The organism is Herbaspirillum robiniae, assembly GCF_002213415.1.
Classification (GTDB): Bacteria; Pseudomonadota; Gammaproteobacteria; order Burkholderiales; family Burkholderiaceae_D; genus Herbaspirillum; species Herbaspirillum robiniae.
In genome coordinates, this window is sequence record NZ_NJGU01000009.1 from 100,547 (window position 1) to 123,445 (window position 22,899).

27 protein-coding genes and 1 tRNA gene are annotated in these 22,899 nt (G+C 63.3%); 9 read left to right on the top strand and 19 right to left on the bottom strand.

Annotated elements, in window-relative coordinates; genetic code table 11:
• Window positions 1-15: 15 nt before the first annotated feature.
• The 3 genes from hpf (at window position 16) to CEJ42_RS17080 (ending at window position 1,697) form a co-directional block, all read left to right on the top strand.
• Complete coding sequence (gene hpf / locus CEJ42_RS17070) at window positions 16-369, top strand: ribosome hibernation-promoting factor, HPF/YfiA family (RefSeq protein ID WP_088751940.1); 354 nt, start codon at window positions 16-18, stop codon at window positions 367-369.
• Window positions 370-758: 389 nt separating this feature from the next.
• Window positions 759-1,070 (top strand): Grx4 family monothiol glutaredoxin, encoded by a 312-nt coding sequence (grxD, locus tag CEJ42_RS17075; protein ID WP_079218187.1) that lies wholly within the window; start codon window positions 759-761, stop codon window positions 1,068-1,070.
• Between the two features lie 42 nt (window positions 1,071-1,112).
• Window positions 1,113-1,697, top strand: a complete 585-nt coding sequence (locus CEJ42_RS17080; RefSeq protein WP_088751941.1) for a UbiX family flavin prenyltransferase — start codon at window positions 1,113-1,115, stop codon at window positions 1,695-1,697.
• A gap of 87 nt (window positions 1,698-1,784) precedes the next feature.
• Here the strand turns inward: CEJ42_RS17080 and CEJ42_RS17085 are convergent, their stop codons facing one another.
• Window positions 1,785-2,543, bottom strand: a complete 759-nt coding sequence (locus tag CEJ42_RS17085) for an SDR family oxidoreductase (protein ID WP_079218185.1) — start codon at window positions 2,541-2,543, stop codon at window positions 1,785-1,787.
• 164 nt (window positions 2,544-2,707) lie between these two features.
• Complete coding sequence (gene mdeB / locus CEJ42_RS17090; protein ID WP_088751942.1) at window positions 2,708-5,383, bottom strand: alpha-ketoglutarate dehydrogenase; 2,676 nt, start codon at window positions 5,381-5,383, stop codon at window positions 2,708-2,710.
• A 299-nt stretch (window positions 5,384-5,682) separates the two neighbouring features.
• On the opposite strand from mdeB, the gene CEJ42_RS17095 reads away from it, so the two are divergent.
• Window positions 5,683-6,162 carry an Lrp/AsnC family transcriptional regulator gene (locus CEJ42_RS17095; protein ID WP_013235910.1) on the top strand — a complete coding sequence of 160 codons (480 nt, stop codon included), beginning with the start codon at window positions 5,683-5,685 and terminating at the stop codon, window positions 6,160-6,162.
• Between the two features lie 71 nt (window positions 6,163-6,233).
• Here the strand turns inward: CEJ42_RS17095 and CEJ42_RS17100 are convergent, their stop codons facing one another.
• Window positions 6,234-6,767: a response regulator gene (locus tag CEJ42_RS17100; RefSeq protein ID WP_088751943.1), complete on the bottom strand. Its 534-nt coding sequence runs from the start codon at window positions 6,765-6,767 to the stop codon at window positions 6,234-6,236.
• A gap of 229 nt (window positions 6,768-6,996) precedes the next feature.
• On the opposite strand from CEJ42_RS17100, the gene CEJ42_RS17105 reads away from it, so the two are divergent.
• Together CEJ42_RS17105 and CEJ42_RS17110 are read left to right on the top strand one after the other, a co-directional pair.
• Window positions 6,997-7,425: a hypothetical protein gene (locus CEJ42_RS17105; protein WP_079218182.1), complete on the top strand. Its 429-nt coding sequence runs from the start codon at window positions 6,997-6,999 to the stop codon at window positions 7,423-7,425.
• A 233-nt stretch (window positions 7,426-7,658) separates the two neighbouring features.
• A complete protein-coding gene (locus CEJ42_RS17110; RefSeq protein WP_088751944.1) occupies window positions 7,659-9,512 on the top strand; it encodes a PAS domain S-box protein in 1,854 nt (617 codons plus the stop codon).
• 76 nt (window positions 9,513-9,588) lie between these two features.
• Here CEJ42_RS17110 and CEJ42_RS17115 read toward each other — a convergent pair.
• The 6 genes from CEJ42_RS17115 to petA form a co-directional block, all read right to left on the bottom strand.
• Window positions 9,589-9,664 (bottom strand) — tRNA-Thr (locus tag CEJ42_RS17115).
• A 24-nt stretch (window positions 9,665-9,688) separates the two neighbouring features.
• Window positions 9,689-10,180 (bottom strand): ClpXP protease specificity-enhancing factor, encoded by a 492-nt coding sequence (locus CEJ42_RS17120; RefSeq protein WP_088751945.1) that lies wholly within the window; start codon window positions 10,178-10,180, stop codon window positions 9,689-9,691.
• A gap of 124 nt (window positions 10,181-10,304) precedes the next feature.
• Complete coding sequence (locus CEJ42_RS17125; RefSeq protein WP_006461591.1) at window positions 10,305-10,916, bottom strand: glutathione S-transferase N-terminal domain-containing protein; 612 nt, start codon at window positions 10,914-10,916, stop codon at window positions 10,305-10,307.
• 98 nt (window positions 10,917-11,014) lie between these two features.
• Window positions 11,015-11,779, bottom strand: coding sequence for a cytochrome c1 (locus tag CEJ42_RS17130; RefSeq protein ID WP_079218116.1), 765 nt, complete (start codon window positions 11,777-11,779; stop codon window positions 11,015-11,017).
• Window positions 11,780-11,802: 23 nt separating this feature from the next.
• Window positions 11,803-13,209: a cytochrome b gene (locus tag CEJ42_RS17135; protein WP_079218115.1), complete on the bottom strand. Its 1,407-nt coding sequence runs from the start codon at window positions 13,207-13,209 to the stop codon at window positions 11,803-11,805.
• 2 nt (window positions 13,210-13,211) lie between these two features.
• The gene (petA, locus tag CEJ42_RS17140; protein WP_079218114.1) at window positions 13,212-13,820 is read right to left on the bottom strand and encodes a ubiquinol-cytochrome c reductase iron-sulfur subunit; all 609 of its coding nucleotides are present in this window, start codon (window positions 13,818-13,820) and stop codon (window positions 13,212-13,214) included.
• Between the two features lie 292 nt (window positions 13,821-14,112).
• On the opposite strand from petA, the gene mscL reads away from it, so the two are divergent.
• Complete coding sequence (gene mscL, locus CEJ42_RS17145) at window positions 14,113-14,544, top strand: large conductance mechanosensitive channel protein MscL (protein WP_079218113.1); 432 nt, start codon at window positions 14,113-14,115, stop codon at window positions 14,542-14,544.
• Window positions 14,545-14,616: 72 nt separating this feature from the next.
• Here mscL and CEJ42_RS17150 read toward each other — a convergent pair whose 3' ends face one another.
• Window positions 14,617-15,381: a Nif3-like dinuclear metal center hexameric protein gene (locus CEJ42_RS17150; RefSeq protein WP_088751946.1), complete on the bottom strand. Its 765-nt coding sequence runs from the start codon at window positions 15,379-15,381 to the stop codon at window positions 14,617-14,619.
• A gap of 28 nt (window positions 15,382-15,409) precedes the next feature.
• Here CEJ42_RS17150 and CEJ42_RS17155 point away from each other — a divergent pair, with 28 nt between their 5' ends.
• Both CEJ42_RS17155 and CEJ42_RS17160 read left to right on the top strand, forming a co-directional pair.
• A complete protein-coding gene (locus tag CEJ42_RS17155; protein WP_079218111.1) occupies window positions 15,410-16,588 on the top strand; it encodes a Do family serine endopeptidase in 1,179 nt (392 codons plus the stop codon).
• 79 nt (window positions 16,589-16,667) lie between these two features.
• Window positions 16,668-17,357 carry a DUF2461 domain-containing protein gene (locus CEJ42_RS17160; RefSeq protein WP_088751947.1) on the top strand — a complete coding sequence of 230 codons (690 nt, stop codon included), beginning with the start codon at window positions 16,668-16,670 and terminating at the stop codon, window positions 17,355-17,357.
• Window positions 17,358-17,568: 211 nt separating this feature from the next.
• Here the strand turns inward: CEJ42_RS17160 and tatC are convergent, their stop codons facing one another.
• The 9 genes from tatC to hisH all read right to left on the bottom strand — a co-directional run bounded on the left by tatC (window position 17,569) and on the right by hisH (window position 22,874).
• Window positions 17,569-18,342, bottom strand: a complete 774-nt coding sequence (gene tatC / locus CEJ42_RS17165; protein ID WP_079218109.1) for a twin-arginine translocase subunit TatC — start codon at window positions 18,340-18,342, stop codon at window positions 17,569-17,571.
• Window positions 18,343-18,385: 43 nt separating this feature from the next.
• Window positions 18,386-18,904, bottom strand: coding sequence for a Sec-independent protein translocase protein TatB (gene tatB / locus CEJ42_RS17170; protein ID WP_079218108.1), 519 nt, complete (start codon window positions 18,902-18,904; stop codon window positions 18,386-18,388).
• Window positions 18,905-19,048: 144 nt separating this feature from the next.
• Window positions 19,049-19,252 carry a Sec-independent protein translocase subunit TatA gene (gene tatA / locus CEJ42_RS17175; RefSeq protein WP_079218107.1) on the bottom strand — a complete coding sequence of 68 codons (204 nt, stop codon included), beginning with the start codon at window positions 19,250-19,252 and terminating at the stop codon, window positions 19,049-19,051.
• A 78-nt stretch (window positions 19,253-19,330) separates the two neighbouring features.
• Window positions 19,331-19,711 carry a histidine triad nucleotide-binding protein gene (locus CEJ42_RS17180; protein ID WP_079218106.1) on the bottom strand — a complete coding sequence of 127 codons (381 nt, stop codon included), beginning with the start codon at window positions 19,709-19,711 and terminating at the stop codon, window positions 19,331-19,333.
• A 33-nt stretch (window positions 19,712-19,744) separates the two neighbouring features.
• Window positions 19,745-20,083, bottom strand: a complete 339-nt coding sequence (locus CEJ42_RS17185; RefSeq protein ID WP_079218105.1) for a phosphoribosyl-ATP diphosphatase — start codon at window positions 20,081-20,083, stop codon at window positions 19,745-19,747.
• Complete coding sequence (hisI, locus tag CEJ42_RS17190; RefSeq protein ID WP_088751948.1) at window positions 20,080-20,592, bottom strand: phosphoribosyl-AMP cyclohydrolase; 513 nt, start codon at window positions 20,590-20,592, stop codon at window positions 20,080-20,082. Before hisI ends, CEJ42_RS17185 begins: the two co-directional genes overlap by 4 nt.
• Complete coding sequence (gene hisF, locus CEJ42_RS17195) at window positions 20,589-21,353, bottom strand: imidazole glycerol phosphate synthase subunit HisF (RefSeq protein WP_079218103.1); 765 nt, start codon at window positions 21,351-21,353, stop codon at window positions 20,589-20,591. The genes hisI and hisF overlap by 4 nt, the downstream gene beginning before the upstream one ends.
• An 8-nt stretch (window positions 21,354-21,361) precedes the next feature.
• Window positions 21,362-22,159, bottom strand: a complete 798-nt coding sequence (gene hisA / locus CEJ42_RS17200; RefSeq protein ID WP_079218102.1) for a 1-(5-phosphoribosyl)-5-[(5-phosphoribosylamino)methylideneamino]imidazole-4-carboxamide isomerase — start codon at window positions 22,157-22,159, stop codon at window positions 21,362-21,364.
• Window positions 22,160-22,235: 76 nt separating this feature from the next.
• Complete coding sequence (hisH, locus tag CEJ42_RS17205; RefSeq protein WP_088751949.1) at window positions 22,236-22,874, bottom strand: imidazole glycerol phosphate synthase subunit HisH; 639 nt, start codon at window positions 22,872-22,874, stop codon at window positions 22,236-22,238.
• Window positions 22,875-22,899: the final 25 nt, after the last annotated feature.

Below are 22,899 nucleotides of genomic sequence, written 5' to 3' on the forward strand. Positions count from 1 at the left end.
CGATAGGAGTGTTGTATGAATCTGACCATTAGTGGACACCACCTCGAACTGACCCCCGCCATCCGGGAATACGTGCAAAGCAAGCTGGCACGGATCAAGCGCCATTTCGACAACGTGATCGACGTCAGCGTCATCCTGAGCGTAGACAAACTGACAGAAAAAGAAAAACGGCAAAAGGCCGAAATCAACGTCCACATCAAAGGGAAGGATTTACATGCGGAAAGCATCGCCCACGATCTCTACGCGGCGATCGACACGCTGATCGACAAGCTGGACCGCCAGGTCATCAAGCACAAGGATCGGCTGCAGGAACATCATTCCACTGCCAAGCGCCTGCCGGACGGCACGCCTGAAGCAGCAAGCGCCTGAGCGGCGCAACACCACGGCGGATCGCTGATCCGCCATCATGAGGAAGGGGCGCGCAAGCGCCCTTTTTCATTCCCGCGGCCATACGGCGGCACCCGGCGGCGGGCACGGCATGTCACCCTGGAAACATTTCAAAGAATATAAAGAATTTAGAGCGAATCGAGCGCAATATGTCCTGCCGCCGCGCGCACCGCGACGCCGGCGGCAGCTCTTGAAGCCTCGCAGATCCGCCCCATTTAAGCGGCGCGGAACAGGCCTGGCATCCGATAGACGATGTCCGCAGGGCAAGCATTTTCAGCCATTCCGGCAGCCCGCCCGGGCGCTCTGTTTCAAACGCAAATGCCGGCTTTTCCCTATAATGTCGGCAATCACCCATTTTTTAAGGCATAGCCATGAGCGACGTCCAATCCTGGATCAAAGAAACCGTCACCCAAAACCCCGTCGTGCTGTTCATGAAGGGCACCGCGCAGTTCCCGCAATGCGGCTTCTCCGGCAAGGCGATCCAGCTGCTCAAGGCCAGCGGCGCCGAGAACATCGTGACGGTCAACGTGCTGGAAAGCCCGGACGTGCGCCAGGGCATCAAGGAATACTCGAACTGGCCGACCATTCCCCAGCTGTACGTGAAGGGCGAATTCATCGGCGGCTCGGACATCATGAACGAGATGTACTCCTCCGGCGAACTGCAAACCCTGATCAAGGGCTGATCGCCGCTTGCCTGCGCCCCTCCTCTTCGCTTCGCGCATCGCATGTCCCGCCAGCGCCTGATCATCGCCATCACCGGCGCGACGGGCGCGGTCTACGGCGTGCGCCTGCTTGAACACCTGCGCGGCCATGCCCAGGTCGAGACGCACCTGCTGATCTCCGACGCGGGCGTGCTCAACCTCCACCAGGAACTCGACCTGAACCGCAAGGAAGTGGAAGCGCTGGCCGGCGTGGTCCACAACGTGCGCGATGTCGGCGCATCGATTGCCAGCGGCTCCTTCGCCTCAGCCGGCATGATCGTCGCGCCCTGCTCGATGAAGACGCTGGCCTCGGTGGCGCATGGTCTCTCGGACAACCTCATCACGCGCGCGGCCGACGTGGTGCTCAAGGAGCGCCGCCGGCTGGTGCTGATGGTGCGCGAGACGCCGTTCAACCTGGCTCACCTGCGCAACATGACGGCCGTCACCGAAATGGGCGGCGTGATCTTTCCACCGTTGCCGGGCTTCTATCACCGGCCGGCGTCGATGGAGCAGATGGTGGACCAGACGCTGGGCCGCGTGCTCGACCTGTTCGGCATCGCGCATCAGTTGACGCCGGAGTGGCAGGGAATGAAAGCCGGATCGAACTGAAACTGAGCCAGCCATCCCGCCAGTACAAAAAAACGCGCCGCAGGACATCCTGCGGCGCGTTTTGTTTTGCTGCGGATGAGACCCGGCTCAGCCGCGGCCGATGAACGGCATCTTGGTCGCCATCACGGTCATGAACTGCACGTTGGCGTCCAGCGGCAGGCTATCCATGTAGAGGATGGCCTTGGCCACGTGCTCGGCGTCCATGGTCGGCTCGACCTTGGTCGACATGTCGGCCTGCAGCGTGCCCTTCTTCATCAGCGTGGTCATGTCGGTGGCGGCGTTGCCGATGTCGATCTGGCCGCAGGCGATGTCGTAGGCGCGACCGTCCAGCGAGGTAGCCTTGGTCAGGCCGGTGATGGCGTGCTTGGTGGCGGTATAGGACGCCGAATACGGACGCGGCGCATGCGCCGAGATCGAACCGTTGTTGATGATGCGGCCGCCGCGCGGGGTCTGTTCCTTCATGATGCGGAACGCCTCCTGGGTGCACAGGAAGACGCCGGTCAGGTTGATGTCCACCGCCGACTTCCACTGCTCCACGCTCAGCTCTTCCAGCGACACCGGCGGCGCGAAGATGCCGGCGTTGTTGAACACCATGTCCAGGCGGCCGAAACGCTCCTTGGTCTTGCCGAAGAGGTTCTTCACCGAGGCCGGGTCGGTGACGTCGGTCGCCACCACCAGCGCATTGGCGCCGTGTTCGCCGGCCAGCTTCACGGTCTCTTCCAGCGCGTCCTGGCGGCGCCCGGCCAGGGCCACGCCGTAACCGTCGCGCAGCAGCGCCAGGGTGATCTGCCGGCCGATGCCGGAGCCTGCGCCGGTCACCAGCGCGATTCTTTTCGGTGCTGCCATGTTTGTCTGCTCCTGTCTGATCTTGTCGGGGGAATGTGTGTGCATAAAAGAAAAGCCGCCTGCTGCACACAGACGGCTTTCACTATAGCAAACGCGCCAGGGCGCTTCGATGAGAGATTTTCAATCCGCGCGCCGCCATTCATGCATGGCGGCGCGCACAAGGATCACACGGTCGACGACAAGGGCTTGCCGGTATCGATGCCCAGTGTCTTGGCCGCAGCCTCCAGCCTGGCGCGATCGCCGGCGAAGATCTCGGTCAACGCGGTATAGGCGATCCAGCGCGCGTCGATCTCGAAGAAGTCGCGCAGGTTCACCCGCGTGTCGCTGCGGCCGAAGCCGTCGGTGCCCAGCGTGACGTAAGTCGCCGGCACGAAGGCGCGGATGCTTTCCGGCAGCGTGCGGATGTAGTCGCTCACCGCAATGACCGGCGTATCGCCGCCCTGCAGTTGCTGCGTCACATACGGCTGCGCATCGCCGCCGGACAAACGGCGCTCGCGCTGCGCCGCCACGCCGTCGCGCGCCAGCTCGGTGAAGCTGGTCACGCTCCAGACCTCGGCATCGATCTGCCAATGCTGCTGCAGCAGATGCGCCGCCGCCACGGCCTCCTTCAGGATCGGGCCGGAGGCCAGCAGGCGCGCCTGCGCCTTGTCTTTCCTGCCGAGGCAATACATGCCGCGCAGGATGCCTTCTTCGACACCGGCCGGCATGCTCGGCTGCGCCTCGTTCTCGTTGGTGACGGTGACGTAGTAGAAGACATCGTCGCCGCGCTCCATCATGCGGCGCATGCCGTCGTCGACGATCACCGCCAGCTCGTAGGCATAGGCCGGGTCGTACGACACGCAGTTCGGGATCGAGGCCGCCGTGACATGGCTGTTGCCGTCCTGGTGCTGCAACCCCTCGCCGCCCAGCGTGGTGCGCCCGGATGTCGCGCCGATCAGGAAGCCGCGCGCGCGCTGGTCGGCGGCGGCCCAGATCAGGTCGCCGATGCGCTGGAAGCCGAACATCGAGTAGTAGATGTAGAACGGCAGCATCGGCGTGCCGTGCACCGAGTAAGCGGTGGCGGCTGCGGTCCAAGAAGAAATTGCACCGGCTTCGGTGATGCCCTCTTCCAGGATCTGGCCGTCCTTGGCCTCGCGGTAGTAGAGGATGGAGCCGATGTCTTCCGGCTCGTAGAGCTGGCCTTGCGAGGAATAGATGCCCACCTGGCGGAACAGGTTGGCCATGCCGAACGTGCGCGCCTCGTCGGCCACGATGGGCACGACGTACTGGCCGAAGTCCTTGTCCTTCAACAGGTTGCCGAGCTGGCGCACCAGCGCCATGGTCGACGACATTTCCTTGCCGTCGGCCTCCAGCGCGAACTTGCTGTGCGACTCCATCGGCGGTAGCGCGCGCGTCGCGTCGCCGGCCTGGCGGCGCGGCATGTAGCCGCCCAGCGCGGCGCGGCGTGCGTGCAGGTGCTTCATCTCGGCGCTGTCGCCGGCCGGCTTGTAGAAGGCCAGCGAGCGGCATTGCTCATCGGTCAGCGGCAGCTTGAAGCGGTCGCGGAATTGCAGCAGGCTTTCCTCGTCCAGCTTCTTCTGCTGGTGGGTGGTCATCTTGCCCTCGCCCGCCGCGCCCATGCCGTAGCCCTTCTTGGTCTGCGCCAGGATCACGGTGGGCTGGCCCTTGTGATTGGCGGCGGCCTGGTAGGCCGAGAAGATCTTCTTCATGTCGTGGCCGCCGCGGCGCAGGCGATTGATCTCCTCATCGGTCAGCGTGGCGCCGATGGCGCGCGTGCCCGGCGTCTGGCCGAAGAAGTGCTCGCGGTTGAAGGCGCCGTCGTTGGCTGCGAAGGTCTGCAGCTGGCCGTCCACGGTGCGGTTCAGGGCATCGGTGAGCTCGCCGTCCTTGTCGCGCGCGAACAGCGCGTCCCAGTCCGAGCCCCACAGCAGCTTGACGACATTCCAGCCGGCGCCGGCGAACAGGGTTTCAAGCTCGTCGACGATGTGGCCGTTGCCGCGCACCGGGCCATCCAGGCGCTGCAGGTTGCAGTTGACCACGAAGATCAGGTTGTCGAGCTTCTCGCGCGAGGCCAGCGAGAGCGCGGCCAGCGACTCCGGCTCGTCCATCTCGCCGTCGCCGAACACGCCCCACACCTTGCGTCCCTGGTCCTGCAGCAGGCCGCGGTGTTCCATGTAGCGCAGGAAGCGCGCCTGGTAGATGGCGTTGATCGGGCCGATGCCCATGGAACCGGTCGGGAACTGCCAGAAGTTCGGCATCAGCCAGGGGTGTGGATAAGATGACAGGCCCTGCTGGCCGGCGCGCTTGGCTTCGATCTCGCGGCGGTAGTAGCCGAGGTCCTCCTCGCTCAGGGCGCCTTCGAGGAAAGCGCGGGCGTAGATGCCGGGCGCCGAGTGCGGCTGGAAGTAGACGATGTCGCCGGCGAACTTGTCGTCGCGCGCGCGGAAGAAATGATTGAAGCCGACCTCGAACAGATCCGCCGCCGAGGCGAAGCTGGCGATGTGCCCGCCCAGCTCGCCATAGGCGCGGTTGGCGCGCACCACCATGGCCAGCGCGTTCCAGCGCATGATGCTGGCGATGCGCTCCTCGATGGCCTGGGCGTCGGAGCCGCCGGGAAACGGCGGTTCCTGTTCGGGACGGATGGTGTTGACGTAAGGCGTGTTGCGCGCGTCGCGCCAGTTGATGCCCCACTGCTGGGCCGCGGCCGACAGGCGCGACAGCAGGAAACGGGTACGCTCGGGGCCGGCTTCGGCCAGTACGCTTTGCAGCGCTTCCAGCCACTCCTGGGTTTCCTGGGCGTCGATATCGATATCGCGGGCAATACCATTGGCTGACGACATATCCACTTCCTGATCTCCTGTTGTTGCAACGAGGCGAAGGGCCGTGACCGCGGCGGTGGCGGCACGATAAAAAGATGCCGCCGCACGCAACTGGTTCTATGCAAGGAGACAAAAAGCCGGTAAAACACAGGCCGCGCCCCATCTCTCCTCGCGCCGGACGCCTTTGCGGTCGTTCTTATTGGTAATCAGTCTACGATACGCCTGAAGACCCGGCATGAGTCACTTAAAATGGGAAGTTGCTTTACAATATTCAGCATCAGATGCTGAAAAATTGAAACTTACAGAATTAAATTTCAATAATGGAACTAGATACCACCGATTTGCGGATCCTGAACATCCTCCAGGAGAACAGCTCGATCAGCAATCTGGAACTCGCCAGCCGCATCAATCTTTCGCCGTCGCCGACGCTGGCGCGCGTGAAGCGGCTGGAATCGGAAGGCATCATTTCGCGCTATGTGGCGCTGGCCGATCCGCACCTGCTGGGGCTGAAGGTCAACGTCTTCGTCAAGGTGATCCTGGAGCGCCAGGGCGCCGAGGCGCTGGCCCAGTTCGAGACGGCGGTGAGCGCCTTCGATGAGGTGATGGAAGTGTACCTGATGACCGGCGACGAGGATTACCTGCTGCGCATCGTGGTGCCCGACCTGCTGACGCTGGAGCACTTCATCGTCGACCACCTGACCAAGATTCCCGGCATCAAGAACATCCGCTCCAGCTTCGCGCTCAAGCAGATCAAGTACAAGACCGCATTGCCCACGCCCAAGATCAAGACGCGGCGCTGAGCTGACGGATCATCCGTGCGGCAATGAAAAAGGGCCCCGCGGGCCCTTTTTTCCGTTCCGGCGGCGCCGTTTCAGCAGAAGGCGGCCGGCCCCATCCATTGCGTCACGGGACGCACCCAGTCGCTGCGGCGGCGCGCCTGGCGCATGCCGGAAGGCTGCTGGCCGCCATTGCCGCCACCGCCGCCCGAACCGGTCGGCGCGCAGCACCAGCGGCGGTAGAACTCGGCGATGCAGTGGGTGAAGAGTTCGGCATCCACCGGCTTGGGCATGTATTCGTTGGCGCCTGCCTCCAGGGCCTCGACCTCGCCTTCCATGTCATAGGAAGGAAACACCACCACCGGCACATCGGCCATGCGGGAATCGGCGCGCAGCTCGCGCAGCACATCCAGGCCGTCGGTGTAGTCCAGGTCGGACTCCAGCAGGATCAGCGCCGGCGCCGGACCGTCGCTGCTGCGGCGGCGTTGCTGCAGCAGGCAGCGGCGGGCGCTGGCGGCGTCCGGGTAGACGTTGAAGGTGCAGCGCAAGTTGCTCCGCCACAGCGCGAAACGCACCATCTCGGTGGCCTCGGGGCTGGAATCGATCATCACTATGGTGGGGAGATTCATCTGCTGCGCTTCCTGTCTGACATTTCAAGAATCGCCGGCACTATCAAGCCGACAGTGACGTTTTACAGGACTCCCGCGGGCCGCAACATCAGAGTTTTCCTTAACGACGGGAAAGGGAGAAGCGCCTGACGCAACGTCAGGAATTCCCCGATCGGCAAGCGCGTTCGGCGCGCGTAGACTTCGCTGCATGAGTTGTTGAAGCAGCAATCACCCGACAGAGGAACACAAAATGATGCCCTTTACCAAAGTTCGAGTTCCGGTTCCCAGCGCCGCCTGCGGCATGGTCGAGCTGTACGTCAACAAAGGCAGCGCCAAGTTCTCCCGCCGCGACGGCGCCGGCAGCGACTGGGCCACGCTGCGCGCCTCGCCGCACAAGGTGCTGGAGTGGTTCGCCACCGCCAGCTTCGCACCGTCGGGCCAGCGCGAGGCCATCGGCCAGTTCGAGCCCTGCGCGCGTCGCCTGGCCGGCCTGGACCAGCTGAAAAACGAAGTGCGCCCGCCCATCGCCGTGCCCCGCTTCTGGCAGCTGGAAGGCTCGGACTACGGCTTCGATGCCGGTCCGCACCTGCCCTACTGGCTAGCCAAGAACGATGCCTCCTTCGTGCCGCTGCTGGTGCCGGCGAACCAGATGGCGCATTTCTCGCGCCTGATCGCATGAAAGCCTGACCGTACAATTCCGCGCCAAGCGGGCCCGTCTTCGGACGGGCTTTTTTTATGCCCGGGCCCGGGGCTTTTGCAGTAAGCCAAAAAGCGCGTTACCCTCTTAACATTGTTTGCCTTTTTGTATCGGGTCCCGGTTCCGTACCCGCATGCCGAAGGCGGACAACTCAGGAAAAAATAGCATTACGGCAAGATTCGCAGCTAGACAAATGGCACCCGTCAGAGGAAAAAATGTCCATTCCCTATCCTGTTGAAGAAAAGAAACGCCTGGCCTTCCTGCACTCCCTGGGCCTGCTCGACACCGCGCCAGATCCGGCGTTCGACCGCGTCACGCGCCTGGCCAGCAAGCTGCTCGACGTGCCGATCTCGCTGGTCTCGCTGGTGGATGAAAACCGCCAGTGGTTCAAGTCCAAGGTCGGGCTCGAAGCGGGCCAGACGCCGCGTGAAGACGCCTTCTGCGCCTACACCATCATGGAAGACGACAGCCTGGTGGTGCCGGACGCCACCAATGACGCGCGCTTCAGCCGCAATCCGCTGGTGCTGTCGGACCCCAACATCCGCTTCTACGCCGGCGTGCCCATCCGCGGCACCCAGGGGCTGGCCATCGGCACGCTCTGCGTGATCGACTCCAAACCCAAGACGCTCAAGCCTGAAGAGCTGGACGTGCTGCACGATCTGGCCTCCATCGTCACCAAGGAAATCCAGCTGCTCGAGGGCCTGCTCGACACCCACGACAAGCTGGCGCGCACCGGCGCCAAGCTGGAAGACAACGAGCAGCGCTTTCGCTCGGTCTTCGAACTGGCCAAGGTGGGCATCGCGCTGGTCAATCCGGAGGGCCGCTGGCTGCGCGTGAACGAATCGCTGTGCCAGATCGTGGGCTACAGCGAACAGGAACTGCTGGCGCTGTCCTTCCAGGACATCACCCATCCGAACGACCTCAACAGCGACCTCGCGCTGCTGCGGCAGCTGATCGACGGCGAGCTCACGCAGTACCAGCTGGACAAGCGCTACATCCGCAAGGGCGGGCAAGAAGTCTGGATCAACCTCTCGGTGAGCAAGAAGGTCGACCATGAAGACCGGCTCGAGTACTTCATCTCGGTGGTCAAGGACATCCATGCCGAGAAGAAAGCCCAGCTTGAACTGGAGGCGCTGCACCAGCAGCTCGAACACAAGGTGGTCGAACGCACCAACGAACTGCGCAAGCGCGAAAGCGAACTGAGCGCGGTGCTGGAAAACGCCAGCGACGCCTACGTCAGCCTGGACGGCTCAGGCTGCGTGACGGCATGGAACCGCGAATCGGAAGTGGTGTTCGGCTGGCTGGCCACCGAGGCGCTGGGCAAACCGCTGGACCAGTTGCTGATGCCGTCCGGCGACAGCCCGCATGCGCGGCAGTGGATAACTTATCTGGCCGACGGCATGAGGTCGGTGGTGGTGCGCCGCTCCGACCTGGTGGCGCGGCGCAAGGACTGCAGCGAGCTGGCCGTGGAAGTGCGCATGCGCTCCCTGCTGGTGAACGACCAGCGCATCTCCATCATGTTCCTGCACGACATCTCCGAGCGCAAACACAACGAAGCCCGGCGCGATTACGAAATCCAGCACGACCTCCTGACCGGCCTGCTCAACCGCCGGGCGCTCGCCGACATGCTGCCGCTGGCGCAGGAACGCGCCCGCCGCAACGGCAATCCGCTCTCGGTACTCTTCATCGATCTCGACGGCTTCAAGAAGGTCAACGACGTGTACGGCCACGAAGCCGGCGACCTGCTGCTGCAAACGGTGGCCGAGCGCATCCGCGACAGCATCCGCCAGACCGACAGCGCCTTCCGCCTGGCCGGCGACGAGTTCGTGGTGATCCTGGAAGGCCCCAACGGCACGCTGGAAAACGCCAGGGCGCGCGGCGAAAAGCTGATCGCCGCCATCTCCGCCCCGGTACCGCTGCCGTCCTCTGTCGACGCAACCGTGGGCGCAAGCATCGGCATCGCCTTCCAGGACGTCGGCGTCAACAAGCCTCCCGCCGAGATACTCAAGGAAGCCGACGCCCAGATGTATCGCGCCAAGAGCCTGGGCAAGGGCACCATCTGTTATTGACGGCCCGGCGCGACGCCTGGCCGCAGCGCAGTCGAAAAAAATGGCCCACATCACTGTGGGCCATTTTTTTGATACTTGGTGCTGGCTGCAGGACTTGAACCCGCCACCCCCTGATTACAAGTCAGGTGCTCTACCAGATGAGCTAAGCCAGCAAAACTTAAGCCGGCGATTATAGCCTACTTGATACGGGTCAGTACAGGCCGTCCGCCTTTTTTCGGCGGTTCCGGATCGTCGTTGCCGTCGGCGTCGCTGGCGGCGCTTTTCTTTTCAGGCTCCGAGACCGGCACCGACGACAGCACGGGGGCGCTTTCTTCCCGTTCTTCCTGTTGCTCGGCCGCGGTCGGGGCGGTGGCCGGCGTGGGGGCTTCGAAGGCCATGCCCTGGCCGTTTTCACGTGCGTAGATGGCGATGACGTTCTCGACCGGGATCAGGATGTCCCTGGAAACGCCGCCGAAACGGGCGGAGAAGCTGATGTCCTGGTTTTCCATCTTCAGGCCGCTGGTGGCCTCGAAGCTGATGTTGAGGACGATTTCGCCGTTCTTGACGAATTGCATCGGCACCCGGGTGCGGCTGTCGACCACCACGGCAATGTGGGGGGTGTAGCCATTGTCGGTGCACCACTCGTAGATGGCGCGCAGCAGGTAAGGCTTGGTGGAAACTTCAGGCATGACTTGTGTGGTGTGCGATGCCCGGCCGCGCCGCGCATCTTCCGGCCTGGGCCGGGGTGGAACGTCTGGAGAATCGGTACTGCCGCCGCGCACCCGGCGGGCCGGGATGCGCGGCTGGTACGGCTTAGCGGCGCATGACCTTTTCGGACGGGGTCAGCGCTTCGATGTAGGCCGGACGCGAGAAGATGCGTTCGGCGTACTTCATCAGCGGAGCGGCGGTCTTGGACAGCTCGATGCCGTAGTGGTCCAGGCGCCACAGCAGCGGAGCCAGGGCCACGTCCAGCATGGAGAACTCGTCGCCCAGCATGTACTTGTTCTTCAGGAACAGCGGGGCCAGCTGGGTCAGGCGGTCGCGGATTTCATTGCGGGCCTTTTCCTGGTTCTTTTCAGCTGCCTTGGACTTTTCGTTTTCCAGCGTGTGTACGTGGACGAACAGTTCCTTCTCGAAGTTGAACAGCATCAGGCGGGCACGGGCGCGCATGAGCGGGTCGGCCGGCATCAGTTGCGGGTGCGGGAAGCGTTCGTCGATGTATTCGTTGATGATGTTCGATTCGTACAGCACCAGGTCGCGCTCGACCAGGATGGGGACCTGGCCGTACGGGTTCATGACGGAAATGTCTTCCGGCTTGTTGAACAGGTCGACGTCGCGGATCTCGAAATCCATGCCCTTTTCGAACAGAACGAGGCGGCAACGTTGCGAGAATGGGCAGGTCGTGCCCGAGTAGAGAACCATCATTTTTTCAGAGCCCTAAAACAAAAGGGGGGCGAGACGCATAACGCTCACCCCGGTACGCAATTCCGCCGAAAACTGCACGGATACGAGATTTTACTTTTTTACTTGACGTTCTTCCAATAGGACGCGTTCAAACGCCACGTCAGGAGCAGGAAGAAGCCCAGGAACAACAGGACCCAGACGCCAAGCCGCTTGCGCGTATTCTGCGCGGGTTCGGCCATCCATTCGAGGTAGCCGACCAGGTCGGCGACGGCGTTATCATATTCGATCGCGCTCATCTTGCCGGGCTTGATCTGTTCAAATCCCGCGAATTTGTGGATAGTTTTGCCCTCGTCGTGGGGATCTTTCTCCTCGACGTACTTGGCGGCCCTGATTCCTTGCAATTCCCACAACACATGCGGCATGCCGACGTTGGGGAAAAGCATGTTGTTCCAGCCGGTGGGGCGGCTGTCGTCCTTATAATAACTGCGCAGGTAGGTATAAATCCAGTCCGGACCGGATCCAAGTTCGGATGCCTTGGCCCGGGCGATCACCGAAAGGTCAGGCGGGGCGGCCCCGAACCAGGCTTTGGCGTCGGCCGGCGACATCGAAATTTTCATCAGATCGCCCACTTTTTCCCCTGTAAACAAGAGGTTGTTCTTGATCTGGTCTTCCGACAGGCCGATGTCGCGCAGGCGGTTGTAGCGCATCGATGATGCCGCGTGGCAATTCAGGCAATAGTTGACGAACAGCTTGGCGCCGTTTTGCAACGCGGAAACATCCTTGGTGCGATCCGGAGCGTGGTCCAGCGGGAAACCGCCTTCATTGGCGCAGGCCAAGGCAGGCAGCAGCGCCAGCGTCGCGATCACTTTTTTCAGCAATGTCATGTTCTTGTCCTTTGGCGGCTGGCTTAGTGCGGATGGAATACGACGCGGTCAGGCACCGGCTTGAACGTGCCGGCGGCACTCCACCAGGGCATCAGCAGGAAGAAGCCCAGGTAGATGAACGAGCAGACCTGCGAGACGACAGTACCGATGGCAGTCGGCGGCTGTACGCCCAGATAGCCCAGCGCAACGAAGGCAATGCCAAAGACAACATACACATACTTGTGCCAGCTCGGGCGGTAGCGGATCGACTTGACCTGCGACTGGTCCAGCCACGGCAGGCCGCCCAGGATCACCACCGACAGGCCCATCAGCACCACGCCCCAGAACTTGGCGTCGAACACCAGCATGCCGGCGATCACCGCCAGCCCGATGACGATGGCGGCGATCTTCAGCATGCCCGACAGGCGCGACTTGAACACCAGCAGCGCGACGTAGGCCGCCACGCCGGCGATCAGCCAGCCCATGAAGTCGGCCGTGGTCGCGCGCAGGATCGAGTAGAACGGCGTGAAGTACCACACCGGCGCGATGTGCGGCGGCGTCTTCAGCGAATCGGCCGGGATGAAGTTGTTGTACTCGAGGAAGTAACCGCCCATTTCCGGCGCGAAGAACACCACCGCCGAGAACACGATCAGGAAGACCGAGACGGCGAAGATGTCGTGCACCGAGTAGTACGGGTGGAACGGCACGCCGTCCAGCGGTACGCCGTTGGCATCGAGCTTTTCCTTGATCTCCACGCCGTCCGGGTTGTTCGAGCCCACTTCGTGCAGCGCGATAATGTGCGCCGCCACCAGGCCGATCAGCACCAGCGGAATGGCGATCACGTGGAACGAGAAGAAGCGGTTCAGCGTGGCGTCGGAAACGACGTAGTCGCCGCGGATCCACAGCGACAGGTCGGGGCCGATGAAAGGGATCGCGCCGAACAGGTTGACGATCACCTGCGCGCCCCAGTACGACATCTGGCCCCACGGCAGCAGGTAACCGAAGAAGGCCTCGCCCATCAGGCACAGGAAGATGCCCACGCCGAACAGCCACACCAGCTCGCGCGGCTTGCGGTAGGAGCCGTAGAGCAGGCCGCGCACCATGTGCAGGTAGACCACGATGAAGAAGGCCGAGGCGCCGGTGGAGTGCATGTAGCGCACCAGCCAGCCCCAGGGCACGTCGCGCATGATGTACTCGACCGAGGCGAAGGCCAGGTTGGCGTCCGGCTTGTAGTGCATCACCAGGAAGATGCCGGTGACGATCTGGATCACCAGCACCAGCAGCGCCAGCGAACCGAAGGCGTACCAGAAGTTGAAATTCTTGGGGGCGTAGTACTCGGAAAGATGGGCTTTCCAGGTGGAGGTCAGCGGGAACCGGGAGTCGACCCAGTTGAGCGCCTTGGCGGAGATCGGCGCGTCGTCAGGCAGTTTCTTTTCGTGGAATGCTCCCATGATCACGCCTCCCCTTTCTCATCCTTGCCGATGACGAGCTTGTTGTCGCCTTCGAACATGTAACGGGGCACCTGGAGGTTGTCTGGGGCCGGCTTGTTCTTGTAGACGCGGCCCGCAAGATCGAAGGTGGAGCCGTGGCAGGGGCACAGGAAGCCGCCGTTCCAGTCGTCGGGCAGCGAGGGCTGGGCGCCGGTCTGGAAGCGTGTGCTGGGGGAGCAGCCGAGGTGCGGGCAGATGCCCACCACCACCAGCAGGTCCTTGCGGATGGAGCGCCATTCGTTGAGGGCGTACTCGGGCGTCTCGGAAAAGTCGGTGCGCTTGGAGGTCGGGTCGGCGACCTGGCTGTCGGTCTTCTTCAGCGACTCGATCATCTCGGGCGTGCGCTTGAGAATCCAGACCGGCTTGCCGCGCCATTCCACGGTGCGCATCTCGCCCGGGGTCAACGACGAAATATCAACTTCAACCGGTGCGCCCGCTGCCTTGGCGCGCTCCGATGGCTGCAGGGTGGATACGAACGCTCCTGCTGTGGCCAGACCAGCCACACCACCGGCTGCACAAGTAGCAACAAGCAAACCTCGTCGACTCGCGTCGACCTGATTCTCGTCAGTCATAAAGACCCCAATCTCCAAATGTAAGTTAGCGTGGACCTTCTAAGTGACCCTCATGCAACTTTTCGATTATATATAAGCTGAATAGGGTTTTGTAGCTAACGGGCGCCATGGTAGCGGCTGTGTGAAAAATCGATTTGACGCAGCGCAACCTATTGTCAATCTGACCTTGTCGGCGGTTTTCCTGCACTGCGGCGTCGGAGGATGTCCAATTTACTTTTATCGCCGGGCAGGCTATAACCCGTTGTAAGCCCGCCTCATGAACAAACAGCAACTTTCAAAGGAGAAACCAAGGATGAGCATGCTCAAAGACTTCCGCGCATTCGCAATCAAGGGCAATGTGGTCGACCTGGCCGTCGGTGTGATCATCGGCGGCGCGTTCGGCAAGATCGTCGGCTCGCTGGTCGAGGACATCATCATGCCCATCGTCGGCAAGATCTTCGGCGGCCTCGATTTCGCCAACTACTACCTGCCGCTCAACGGCCAGGCCTATGGCCTGCCGCTGGCCGAAGCCAAGAAGGCCGGCGCCGTGTTCGCCTACGGGAATTTCCTCACCATCCTGATCAACTTCCTGATCCTGGCCTTCATCATCTTCCAGATGGTGCGCGCGATCAACAAGGCGCGCGACCTGGCCAGCAAGCACGAGGAAGCCGCCCCGGCCGCTCCCGCCGCGCCGCCGGAAGACGTGCTGCTGCTGCGCGAGATCCGCGACGCGCTCAAGAAGTAAGCCTGCAGCCGACACGACAAAGCCCGCGCAAGCGGGCTTTTTGCTCAGGTCGCCCACTGTCGCGCTGGCCGCTCAGACCGGGTTGTCGATGTCGATGAACTGGTGCTCGATGCCGAAGTGTTCCGCCACGTGCGCGCCCAGCGCCTGCACGCCGTAGCGCTCGGTGGCGTGGTGGCCGGCGGCGATGTAGACGGTGCCGGTCTCGCGCGCCAGGTGCACGGTCGGCTCGGAAATCTCGCCGCTGATGTAGGCCGTGGCGCCGGCGTCGATGGCGTCGCCCAGCATGCCCTGCGCGGCGCCGGTGCACCAGGCGATCTCGCCGATGGCCTGCTGCGGATCGCCGATCAGCAGCGGCATGCGGCCCAGGCGCTTCTCGATCAGCGCGGCGAGGTCGGCGGCGGTCTTGACCGCGGGCGAATTGCTGCGGCCCAGCCAGCCGAGGTCGTTTTCGCCGAAGCGCCCGCCCGCGGTGAGATCGAGCTGGCGCGCCAGCTGCGCGTTGTTGCCCAGTTGCGGATGCGCGTCCAGCGGCAGGTGGTAGGCGAACAGGTTGACGTCATGGGACAGCAGCAGCTTGAGGCGGCGCTGTTTGGTGCCGATGACTCGCATATCCTCGCCACGCCAGAAGTAGCCGTGGTGAACCAGGATGGCGTCGGCCTTCAGGTCGAGCGCGGCCTCGATCAGCGCCAGGCTCGCCGTCACACCGCTGACGACGCGCCCGATCTGGCCGCGCCCTTCCACCTGCAGCCCGTTTGGGCAATAATCGCGGTATTGCGCGGCGTTAAGGGTTTTCCCCAGATAGTTCGCGAACTCGTCTCTGGTAATCTGCCTGGTCATTTCTTCCTCATCCGATTTCAAATTCTATATGCGACGTTTATGGCTGTTGTTCGCCCAAACCGTGACGGTTGGTTTGGCGTTGTGGTTCATTGTAGCGACCTTGAAGCCCGACTGGATGTCCGGTTCCTTCAGCTCGCGCGCAAGGCCCGCCCAATCCACCGTGCAGATGCAGGAGGCAACAGCGGATGCGCCGGCGCTCAACTCCTATCGCCACGCCGCGCGCCAGGCCATGCCGTCGGTGGTGAACATCTTCACCACCACGGAAGCGCGACCGCAGAAGAGCCCGTTCCAGAACGATCCCTTCTTCCGCAAGTTCTTCGGCGACCAGTTCGACGAGCAGCAGGATGACAAGCAGTCCAGCCTGGGCTCGGGCGTGATCGTCAGCCCGCAGGGTTACATCCTGACCAACAACCACGTGGTGGAAGCCGCCGACCAGATCGAGGTCGCGCTGGCCGACGGCCGCAAGGCCAGCGCCAAGGTGGTCGGCATCGACCCCGAGACCGACTTGGCGGTGATCAAGATCGACCTGCCCAACCTGCCGGCCATCACGCTGGGCCATCCCGAGAACAGCTCGGTGGGCGACGTCGTGCTGGCCATCGGCAACCCCTTCGGCGTGGGCCAGACGGTGACCATGGGCATCGTCTCGGCGCTGGGCCGCAATCACCTGGGCATCAACACCTTCGAGAACTTCATCCAGACCGACGCCGCAATCAACCCGGGCAACTCCGGCGGCGCGCTGGTCGACACCAACGGCAACCTGCTGGGCATCAATACCGCGATCTATTCGCGTACCGGCGGCAACCTGGGCATCGGCTTCGCCATCCCGATGTCGACCGCCAAGACCGTGATGGAAGCCATCATCAGCCACGGCCAGGTGGTGCGCGGCTGGATCGGCGTCGAGCCGCAGGACATCACGCCCGAGCTGGCCGAGAGTTTCGGCCTGGGCAAGAAGACCGGCGCCATCATCGCCGGCGTGTTGAAGGGCGGCCCGGCCGACCGCGCCGGCATGAAGCCGGGCGACATCCTGGTCAGCATCGAGGGCAAGCCGGTGGCCGACACCACGGAGATGCTCAATGTGATCGCGCAGTTGACGCCAGGCCAGAACATCAGCATGACGGTGCTGCGCAAGTCCCAGGAGACCAAGCTGGGCATCACCGTCGGCAAGCGCCCGCCGCCGCCCCGCAGCGAAGAAAGCGACGAAGAGTAACAAGCGCTAGAATGCCGAGAAAGCGGCCCCGCTCAGGGGCCGCTGTCATTTCCAAGCCACTGTCGAGGAGACGAAGCAAATGCACGTGCGCGACCTGATCCAGTTCCTGGGCGAACTTTCCGAAAACAACAACCGCGCCTGGTTCGTGATGAACAAACCGCGCTACGACATCCTGCGCGAAGAGTTTCTGGCGCTGACCATCAAGCTGATCGCCGAGATCAGCAAGTTCGACCCGGCCATCGCCGGCTGCAATCCGAAGAAGGCGCTGTTTCGCATCAACCGCGACATGCGCTTCTCGCACGACAAGAGCCCCTACAAGACCCACTTCTCCGCGGCCATCACCGCCAGCGGCCTGAAGAAGCCCAGCCAGGGCGGCGGCCCGGCCTACTATTTCCATATCGATGCCGAAGGCCGGCTCCTGATCGCGGGCGGCGAGTACATGCCGCCGGCCGAGCGCCTGCGCGCCATCCGCACCCGCGTGGTCGAGGACGCGGCCGGCTTCAGCAAGATGCGCAAGAACAAGAAGCTGGCCGGAACCTACGGCGACCTGCAGGCCGAGGGCAAGCTGGTGCGCCCGCCCAAGGGCTTCGACCCGGACAGCCCCAACATCGAATACGTGAAGCTGAAGAGCTTCATCGTCTGGACCGAGACCGGCATCAAGAAGAAGATCCCGGCGGACCTGGGCCGTGATGTGCTGGAAGGATTCAAGGATGCGTATCCGCTGGTGAAGTGGCTGCGCGACATCCCGCTGCTGCCGGTGGAGGAATGACGGCCACCTTGCAGCGGGCTTTGCCTTCCTCGCCGTCGCCCTGAACCGTGCCGCATGCTTGCATAAAGGCACTGCGCGGCGCCTGGGATGCGATGCACGCGGCTGGTGGCGCTGCCGGCCCCTAACGGCGCGTACGAGGCATAGAGGACGCGCAAAAGAAAAATGCCACCGGGCGCGAGCCAGGTGGCATTTTCTTTTTCGAGGCAGGCGCTCAGTCCGCCGCGGATGAGCTCGCCTCTTCCGGCGCGCGCGTGGCGCGCTCGAAGATCGGCGCGACCAGCAGGCCGACTTCGTACAGCAGCACCAGCGGCACGGCCAGCATCAGCTGGCTCATGATGTCCGGCGGCGTCACGACGGCGGCGATGACGAAGGCGCCGACGATGACGTAGGGGCGGATCTGCTTGAGCTTCTGCAGCGGCACCAGGCCCATGCGCACCAGCACGATCACGATCACCGGCACTTCGAAGGTCACGCCGAAGGCGACGAACATGGTCAGCACGAAATCGACGTAGGCGTCGATATCCGGCGCCACCGACACCGACTTGGGCGCGAAGTTGTTGATGAACGGGAAGACCACGCCGAACACGAAGAAATAGCAGAACGCCACGCCGATGACGAACAGCATCGAGGACGAGACCACCAGCGGCGCGATCAGGCGCTTCTCATGGGCGTACAGGCCGGGGGCGACGAAGGCCCACAGCTGGTACAGCACCCACGGCAGCGACACCAGCACGGCCACCATCATGGTGACCTTGATCGGGATCAGGAACGGCGTGATGACGCCGGTGGCGATCATCTTGCTGCCCGAGGGCAGCGCGTGGATCATCGGCGCAGCCAGCACGTCGAAGATATGGGCCGCGAAGGGCATCATGCACAAGAACACCACCAGCACCACCGCCGACGCCTTGACGATGCGACTGCGCAGTTCGATCAGGTGCGAGATGAAGGTGTCTTCGGTGCCGGCCTGGTTGTTTTCTTCAGCCATGGATTTGCGGCGTTGAGATTAGGTGAGACGCGATGCGCCGAAATTAAAAGAAACCGGCCGACTTGCCGGCGCCGATGGGACGATACTTCGCCACCCGCGCCGAGGCCGAGATGACGCGCGTCTTGCGGCCGCTCTGGTGCTTGTACCAGGCTGGAACCGCAGTGGTGCGCGCCAGCTTCTTGCGGCGGAAGGCCTTGGACTTGATCGACAGCATGTCGGCGCTGGGCGTGCGGCTCCAATTGCCCGCGCTGGCGCTGTCGGAGGAAGAGGAGTCGTCGCCGCCGTTCCAGGCGTCGTTGATGGACGCCTCGGCCTCGGAGACGCTCTTGTGGATGCCGCTGGTCACGTCGCTGGCGGCCTGCTCCACGTCTTTTTGCATCTTGCGCAGCTCGTCCAGCTCGATCTCGCGGCTGACTTCCGACTTGACGTCGTTGATGTAGCGCTGCGCGCGGCCGAACAGGGTGCCGGCCATGCGCGCCACCTTGGGCAGGCGCTCGGGACCGATCACGACCAGCGCGACCACGCCGATCAGGGCCAGCTTGGAAAGGCCTATATCAATCATGAGTCTGTGTGGACATTAAAGGCAGGCTCAAAGCCCTGCGTTGAGAACGTCCGTCGCCTGCAAGCTGCACATGCACTGCGGCAACGAACGCCTGAATCTGACGCGGCCCGCCATGCCCGGCAACAGCCGGCGGGCGCCGCTTGATCAGCTGCCGGACTTGTCTTTTTCCTTGGCCTGGACGTCGATGGCCTGGTCCTTCTTCTCTTCGTCGGCGCCCTTGACGCCATCCTTGAAGCCCTTGACCGCCTTGCCCAGGTCGGAACCCATGTTGCCGAGCTTCTTGGTGCCGAAGACTACCATCACGATCACCAGAACAATCAGCCAATGCCAAATACTGAACGAACCCATTCTATTCTCCTAAGCGGACATCCCTGCCCTGTGTACAAAATCTTCCTTGCCCCGCCCGGCGCTCACGACGCCGAGTCCTTATTGTTGCACGAACCGTACCCGCCACGGATGCGGGCCGCCGATGACGTGCATATGCAGATGGTACACCTCCTGCCCGCCGTCAGGTCCGGTGTTGAACAGCGTCTTGAAACCGCCGCTGCGATTGCCCTCGGCGTCGAGCCGGTAACCGCAGCCCTGCTCGGCCGCCAGCTTGGGCGCCAGCGCCGCCATCTTGCCCAGCAGCGCGGTGTCTTCCGGGCCGCATTCGGTCAGCGTCGGGATATGCTTGCGCGGCACGATCAGGAAATGCACCGGCGCGGCCGGGTTGATGTCGTGGAAGGCGATCACGTCTTCGTCTTCGTAGACCTTCTTCGACGGGATCTCGCCGGCGGCGATCTTACAGAAAATGCAATTATCCAAAATCGTTCTCCTGCGTGGGATGGTGACGCCGGCTCAGTCCTTGCGCGCGGCTTTTTCTTCCAGGCCGGACAGGCCTTCGCGGCGCGCCAGTTCGTTGAGCACGTCCTGCGGCTTCAGGTCGAACTGGGCCAGCAGCACCATGGAATGGAACCAGAGGTCGGCGCACTCGTAGAGCACCTTGGACTTGTCGCCCGAGACGCGGGCGTCCTTGGCGGCCATCACGGTCTCGGTGGCTTCCTCGCCGATCTTCTTCAGGATGGCGTCGTCGCCCTTGGAAAACAGCTTGGCGACGTAGGATTTCTCGGGATTGCCGCCGTTGGCCAGCTTGCGCGACTCGATGACTTCCGCCAGTCGCTTCAGTGTTTCACTCATGATGGGGTCTTGTCGGTATCGGCCGGTTTGGAGGCTGTGCTCTTGCGGGTGCGCTTGGGCTTGTCGGCCTTCTCGGCGGCTGCCGGGGTCGAGGCTGCGGCCACGCCGCCGGCGCCCGGCTGCAGGTCCTTCAGCACAGGCTCCACGGTCTGCCATTCGCCGCTATCGGCGCTGCCCTCGAACTTCTGGAAGAAGCAGGAGTGGCGACCGGTATGGCAGGCGATGCCGGCCACCTGCTCGACCTTGAGCAGCACCACGTCTTCGTCGCAGTCGAGGCGGATCTCATGCACCTTCTGGAAGTGGCCGGACTCCTCGCCCTTGTGCCACAGCTTCTTGCGCGAACGGCTCCAGTAGACGGCCTGGCCAATCTCGACGGTCCGGGCCAGCGCCTCGCGGTTCATCCAGGCGAACATCAGCACATCGTTGCTGCCGACCTCCTGGGTGATCACCGGCACCAGGCCGACCTCGTCCCATTTGACCTTGTTCAACCATTTGGCGCTGATGCTCATGCCAGCCTCATGGAAATGTTCTGGTCGGCCATGAAGCGCTTGGCTTCCTGCACGGTGTGCTGGCCATAGTGGAAGATGCTGGCGGCCAGGACGGCGTCGGCCTTGCCCTTGGTCACGCCGTCGGCCAGGTCCTGCAGGCCGCCGACGCCGCCCGAGGCGATCACCGGAATGCTGACCGCTTCCGATACCGCGCGGGTCAGGTCGAGGTCGAAGCCGCTCTTGGTGCCGTCGCGGTCCATGCTGGTGAGCAGGATTTCGCCGGCGCCCAGGCGCGCCATGTTGCGCGCCCATTCCACCGCGTCCAGGCCGGTGGCCTTGCGACCGCCGTGGGTGTAGACCTCCCACTTGCCGTCGCCGGCGCGCTTGGCGTCGATCGCCACCACGATGCATTGGGAGCCGTACTTGCCGGCGGCGTCGGCCACCAGCTGCGGATTGGTCACGGCGGAGGTGTTGATGCCGACCTTGTCGGCGCCGGCGTTGAGCAGGCGACGCACATCGTCGACCGCGCGCACGCCGCCGCCTACCGTCAGCGGAATGAAGACCTGGGAGGCGACCGCCTCGATGATGTCGAGGATCAGGTCACGGCCGTCGGAAGAGGCCGTGATGTCGAGGAAGGTCAGCTCGTCGGCGCCCTGCTCGTCATAGCGGCGCGCGATTTCGACCGGGTCGCCGGCATCGCGCAGCTCGAGGAAATTGACGCCCTTGACGACGCGACCGGCGGTCACGTCCAGGCAAGGGATGATGCGTTTAGCGAGGGCCATTGTTTACCTTATTTGCCGCCGGCAACGCGGTTGGCTTCCAGGGCCTGCGTCAGTTCGTCGGCGCGATCCTGGCCGCTGCGCAGGTCGAGCGTGCCTTCATAGATGGAACGGCCGCAGATGACCGCCTCGATGCCCTCGTCTTCCACGCGGCACAGCGCTTCCACGTCGTGGATGTTGTGCACGCCGCCCGACGCGATGATGGGAATCGACACCGCCTGCGCCAGGCGCACGGTGGCTTCGATGTTGACGCCGCCCATCATGCCGTCGCGGCCGATGTCGGTGTAGATGATGGCTTCGCAGCCATAACCTTCGAACTTCTGCGCCAGGTCGACCACCTCGTGGCCGGAGAGCTTGCTCCAGCCGTCGGTGGCGACCTTGCCGTCCTTGGCGTCCAGGCCGACGATGATCTGGCCCGGGAAGGCGCTGCAGGCGTCGTGCAGGAAGCCGGGGTTCTTCACCGCGGCGGTGCCGATGATGATGTAGGACAAGCCGTCGTCCAGGTAGCGCTCGATGGTGTCGAGGTCGCGAATGCCGCCGCCCAGCTGCACGGGGATCTCGTCGACGTCGTTTTCCTCGGCGAAATCGGCGACCACCTTCAGGATGGACTTCACGGCAGCTTCATTCTTGGGCTTGCCGGCGAACGCGCCGTTCAGGTCGACCAGGTGCAGCCGGCGTGCGCCCTGCTTCAACCAGTGCAAGGCCATTTCTGCCGGATCTTCGGAGAAGACGGTGGCTTGTTCCATATCGCCTTGTTTGAGGCGGACGCAATGACCGTCTTTCAGGTCGATGGCGGGTATAAGCAGCATGGCTACGGTATGACTAGTCAGTTAGTTGAATGAATGAAGCCGGCTTTGCGGCCGGATCTTGCCGGAAAGGCAAAAATCAAGGCTTCCAGTGTACGAAATTCCGATACAGCTGCAAACCCGCGGAGGCACTTTTTTCCGGGTGGAACTGGGTTGCAAAGATGTTATCGCGGGCGACCGCGCAGGCGAAGTCGCGGCCATAGGGCGTTTCGCCCACGACATGGGCGCGCTCGGCCGGCACTGCGTAGAAACTGTGCACGAAATAGAAGTAGGCATTGTCGGCAATCCCGTCCCACAGGGGATGCTGCGAGGTCTGGCGCACGTGGTTCCAGCCCATCTGCGGCACCTTGAAGCGCGAGCCGTCGTCCTGGGTGACGCCGTCCAGCTCGAAGCGCACCACCTTGCCGGGCAGCAGGCCCAGGCCGGGCGTGTCGCCCTCTTCGCTCCAGTCGAACAGCATCTGCTCGCCCACGCACACGCCGAACAGCGGCTTGCTGCGCGAGGCCTCGACCACCGCTTCCTGCAGGCCGGATTCGCGCAGGCAGCGCATGCAGTCCGGCATGGCGCCCTGGCCGGGCAGCACCACGCGGTCGGCCGAACGGATGTCGGCGACTTCGCCGGAGATGCGAACATCGGCCTCGGGCGCGACATGGTGCAGGGCTTGCGCCACCGAGCGCAGGTTGCCCATGCCGTAATCCACTACAACAATTTTATTCATATCGAAGATGGCGGCGCGTTCTTGC

Coding starts and splice junctions, on each gene's coding strand:
- hpf (WP_088751940.1), top strand. CDS start 16: ATGAATCTGACCATTAGTGGACACCACCTCGAACTGACCCCCGCCATC.
- grxD (WP_079218187.1), top strand. CDS start 759: ATGAGCGACGTCCAATCCTGGATCAAAGAAACCGTCACCCAAAACCCC.
- CEJ42_RS17080 (WP_088751941.1), top strand. CDS start 1,113: ATGTCCCGCCAGCGCCTGATCATCGCCATCACCGGCGCGACGGGCGCG.
- CEJ42_RS17085 (WP_079218185.1), bottom strand. CDS start 2,543: ATGGCAGCACCGAAAAGAATCGCGCTGGTGACCGGCGCAGGCTCCGGC.
- mdeB (WP_088751942.1), bottom strand. CDS start 5,383: ATGTCGTCAGCCAATGGTATTGCCCGCGATATCGATATCGACGCCCAG.
- CEJ42_RS17095 (WP_013235910.1), top strand. CDS start 5,683: ATGGAACTAGATACCACCGATTTGCGGATCCTGAACATCCTCCAGGAG.
- CEJ42_RS17100 (WP_088751943.1), bottom strand. CDS start 6,767: ATGAATCTCCCCACCATAGTGATGATCGATTCCAGCCCCGAGGCCACC.
- CEJ42_RS17105 (WP_079218182.1), top strand. CDS start 6,997: ATGATGCCCTTTACCAAAGTTCGAGTTCCGGTTCCCAGCGCCGCCTGC.
- CEJ42_RS17110 (WP_088751944.1), top strand. CDS start 7,659: ATGTCCATTCCCTATCCTGTTGAAGAAAAGAAACGCCTGGCCTTCCTG.
- CEJ42_RS17120 (WP_088751945.1), bottom strand. CDS start 10,180: ATGCCTGAAGTTTCCACCAAGCCTTACCTGCTGCGCGCCATCTACGAG.
- CEJ42_RS17125 (WP_006461591.1), bottom strand. CDS start 10,916: ATGATGGTTCTCTACTCGGGCACGACCTGCCCATTCTCGCAACGTTGC.
- CEJ42_RS17130 (WP_079218116.1), bottom strand. CDS start 11,779: ATGACATTGCTGAAAAAAGTGATCGCGACGCTGGCGCTGCTGCCTGCC.
- CEJ42_RS17135 (WP_079218115.1), bottom strand. CDS start 13,209: ATGGGAGCATTCCACGAAAAGAAACTGCCTGACGACGCGCCGATCTCC.
- petA (WP_079218114.1), bottom strand. CDS start 13,820: ATGACTGACGAGAATCAGGTCGACGCGAGTCGACGAGGTTTGCTTGTT.
- mscL (WP_079218113.1), top strand. CDS start 14,113: ATGAGCATGCTCAAAGACTTCCGCGCATTCGCAATCAAGGGCAATGTG.
- CEJ42_RS17150 (WP_088751946.1), bottom strand. CDS start 15,381: ATGACCAGGCAGATTACCAGAGACGAGTTCGCGAACTATCTGGGGAAA.
- CEJ42_RS17155 (WP_079218111.1), top strand. CDS start 15,410: ATGCGACGTTTATGGCTGTTGTTCGCCCAAACCGTGACGGTTGGTTTG.
- CEJ42_RS17160 (WP_088751947.1), top strand. CDS start 16,668: ATGCACGTGCGCGACCTGATCCAGTTCCTGGGCGAACTTTCCGAAAAC.
- tatC (WP_079218109.1), bottom strand. CDS start 18,342: ATGGCTGAAGAAAACAACCAGGCCGGCACCGAAGACACCTTCATCTCG.
- tatB (WP_079218108.1), bottom strand. CDS start 18,904: ATGATTGATATAGGCCTTTCCAAGCTGGCCCTGATCGGCGTGGTCGCG.
- tatA (WP_079218107.1), bottom strand. CDS start 19,252: ATGGGTTCGTTCAGTATTTGGCATTGGCTGATTGTTCTGGTGATCGTG.
- CEJ42_RS17185 (WP_079218105.1), bottom strand. CDS start 20,083: ATGAGTGAAACACTGAAGCGACTGGCGGAAGTCATCGAGTCGCGCAAG.
- hisI (WP_088751948.1), bottom strand. CDS start 20,592: ATGAGCATCAGCGCCAAATGGTTGAACAAGGTCAAATGGGACGAGGTC.
- hisF (WP_079218103.1), bottom strand. CDS start 21,353: ATGGCCCTCGCTAAACGCATCATCCCTTGCCTGGACGTGACCGCCGGT.
- hisA (WP_079218102.1), bottom strand. CDS start 22,159: ATGCTGCTTATACCCGCCATCGACCTGAAAGACGGTCATTGCGTCCGC.
- hisH (WP_088751949.1), bottom strand. CDS start 22,874: ATGAATAAAATTGTTGTAGTGGATTACGGCATGGGCAACCTGCGCTCG.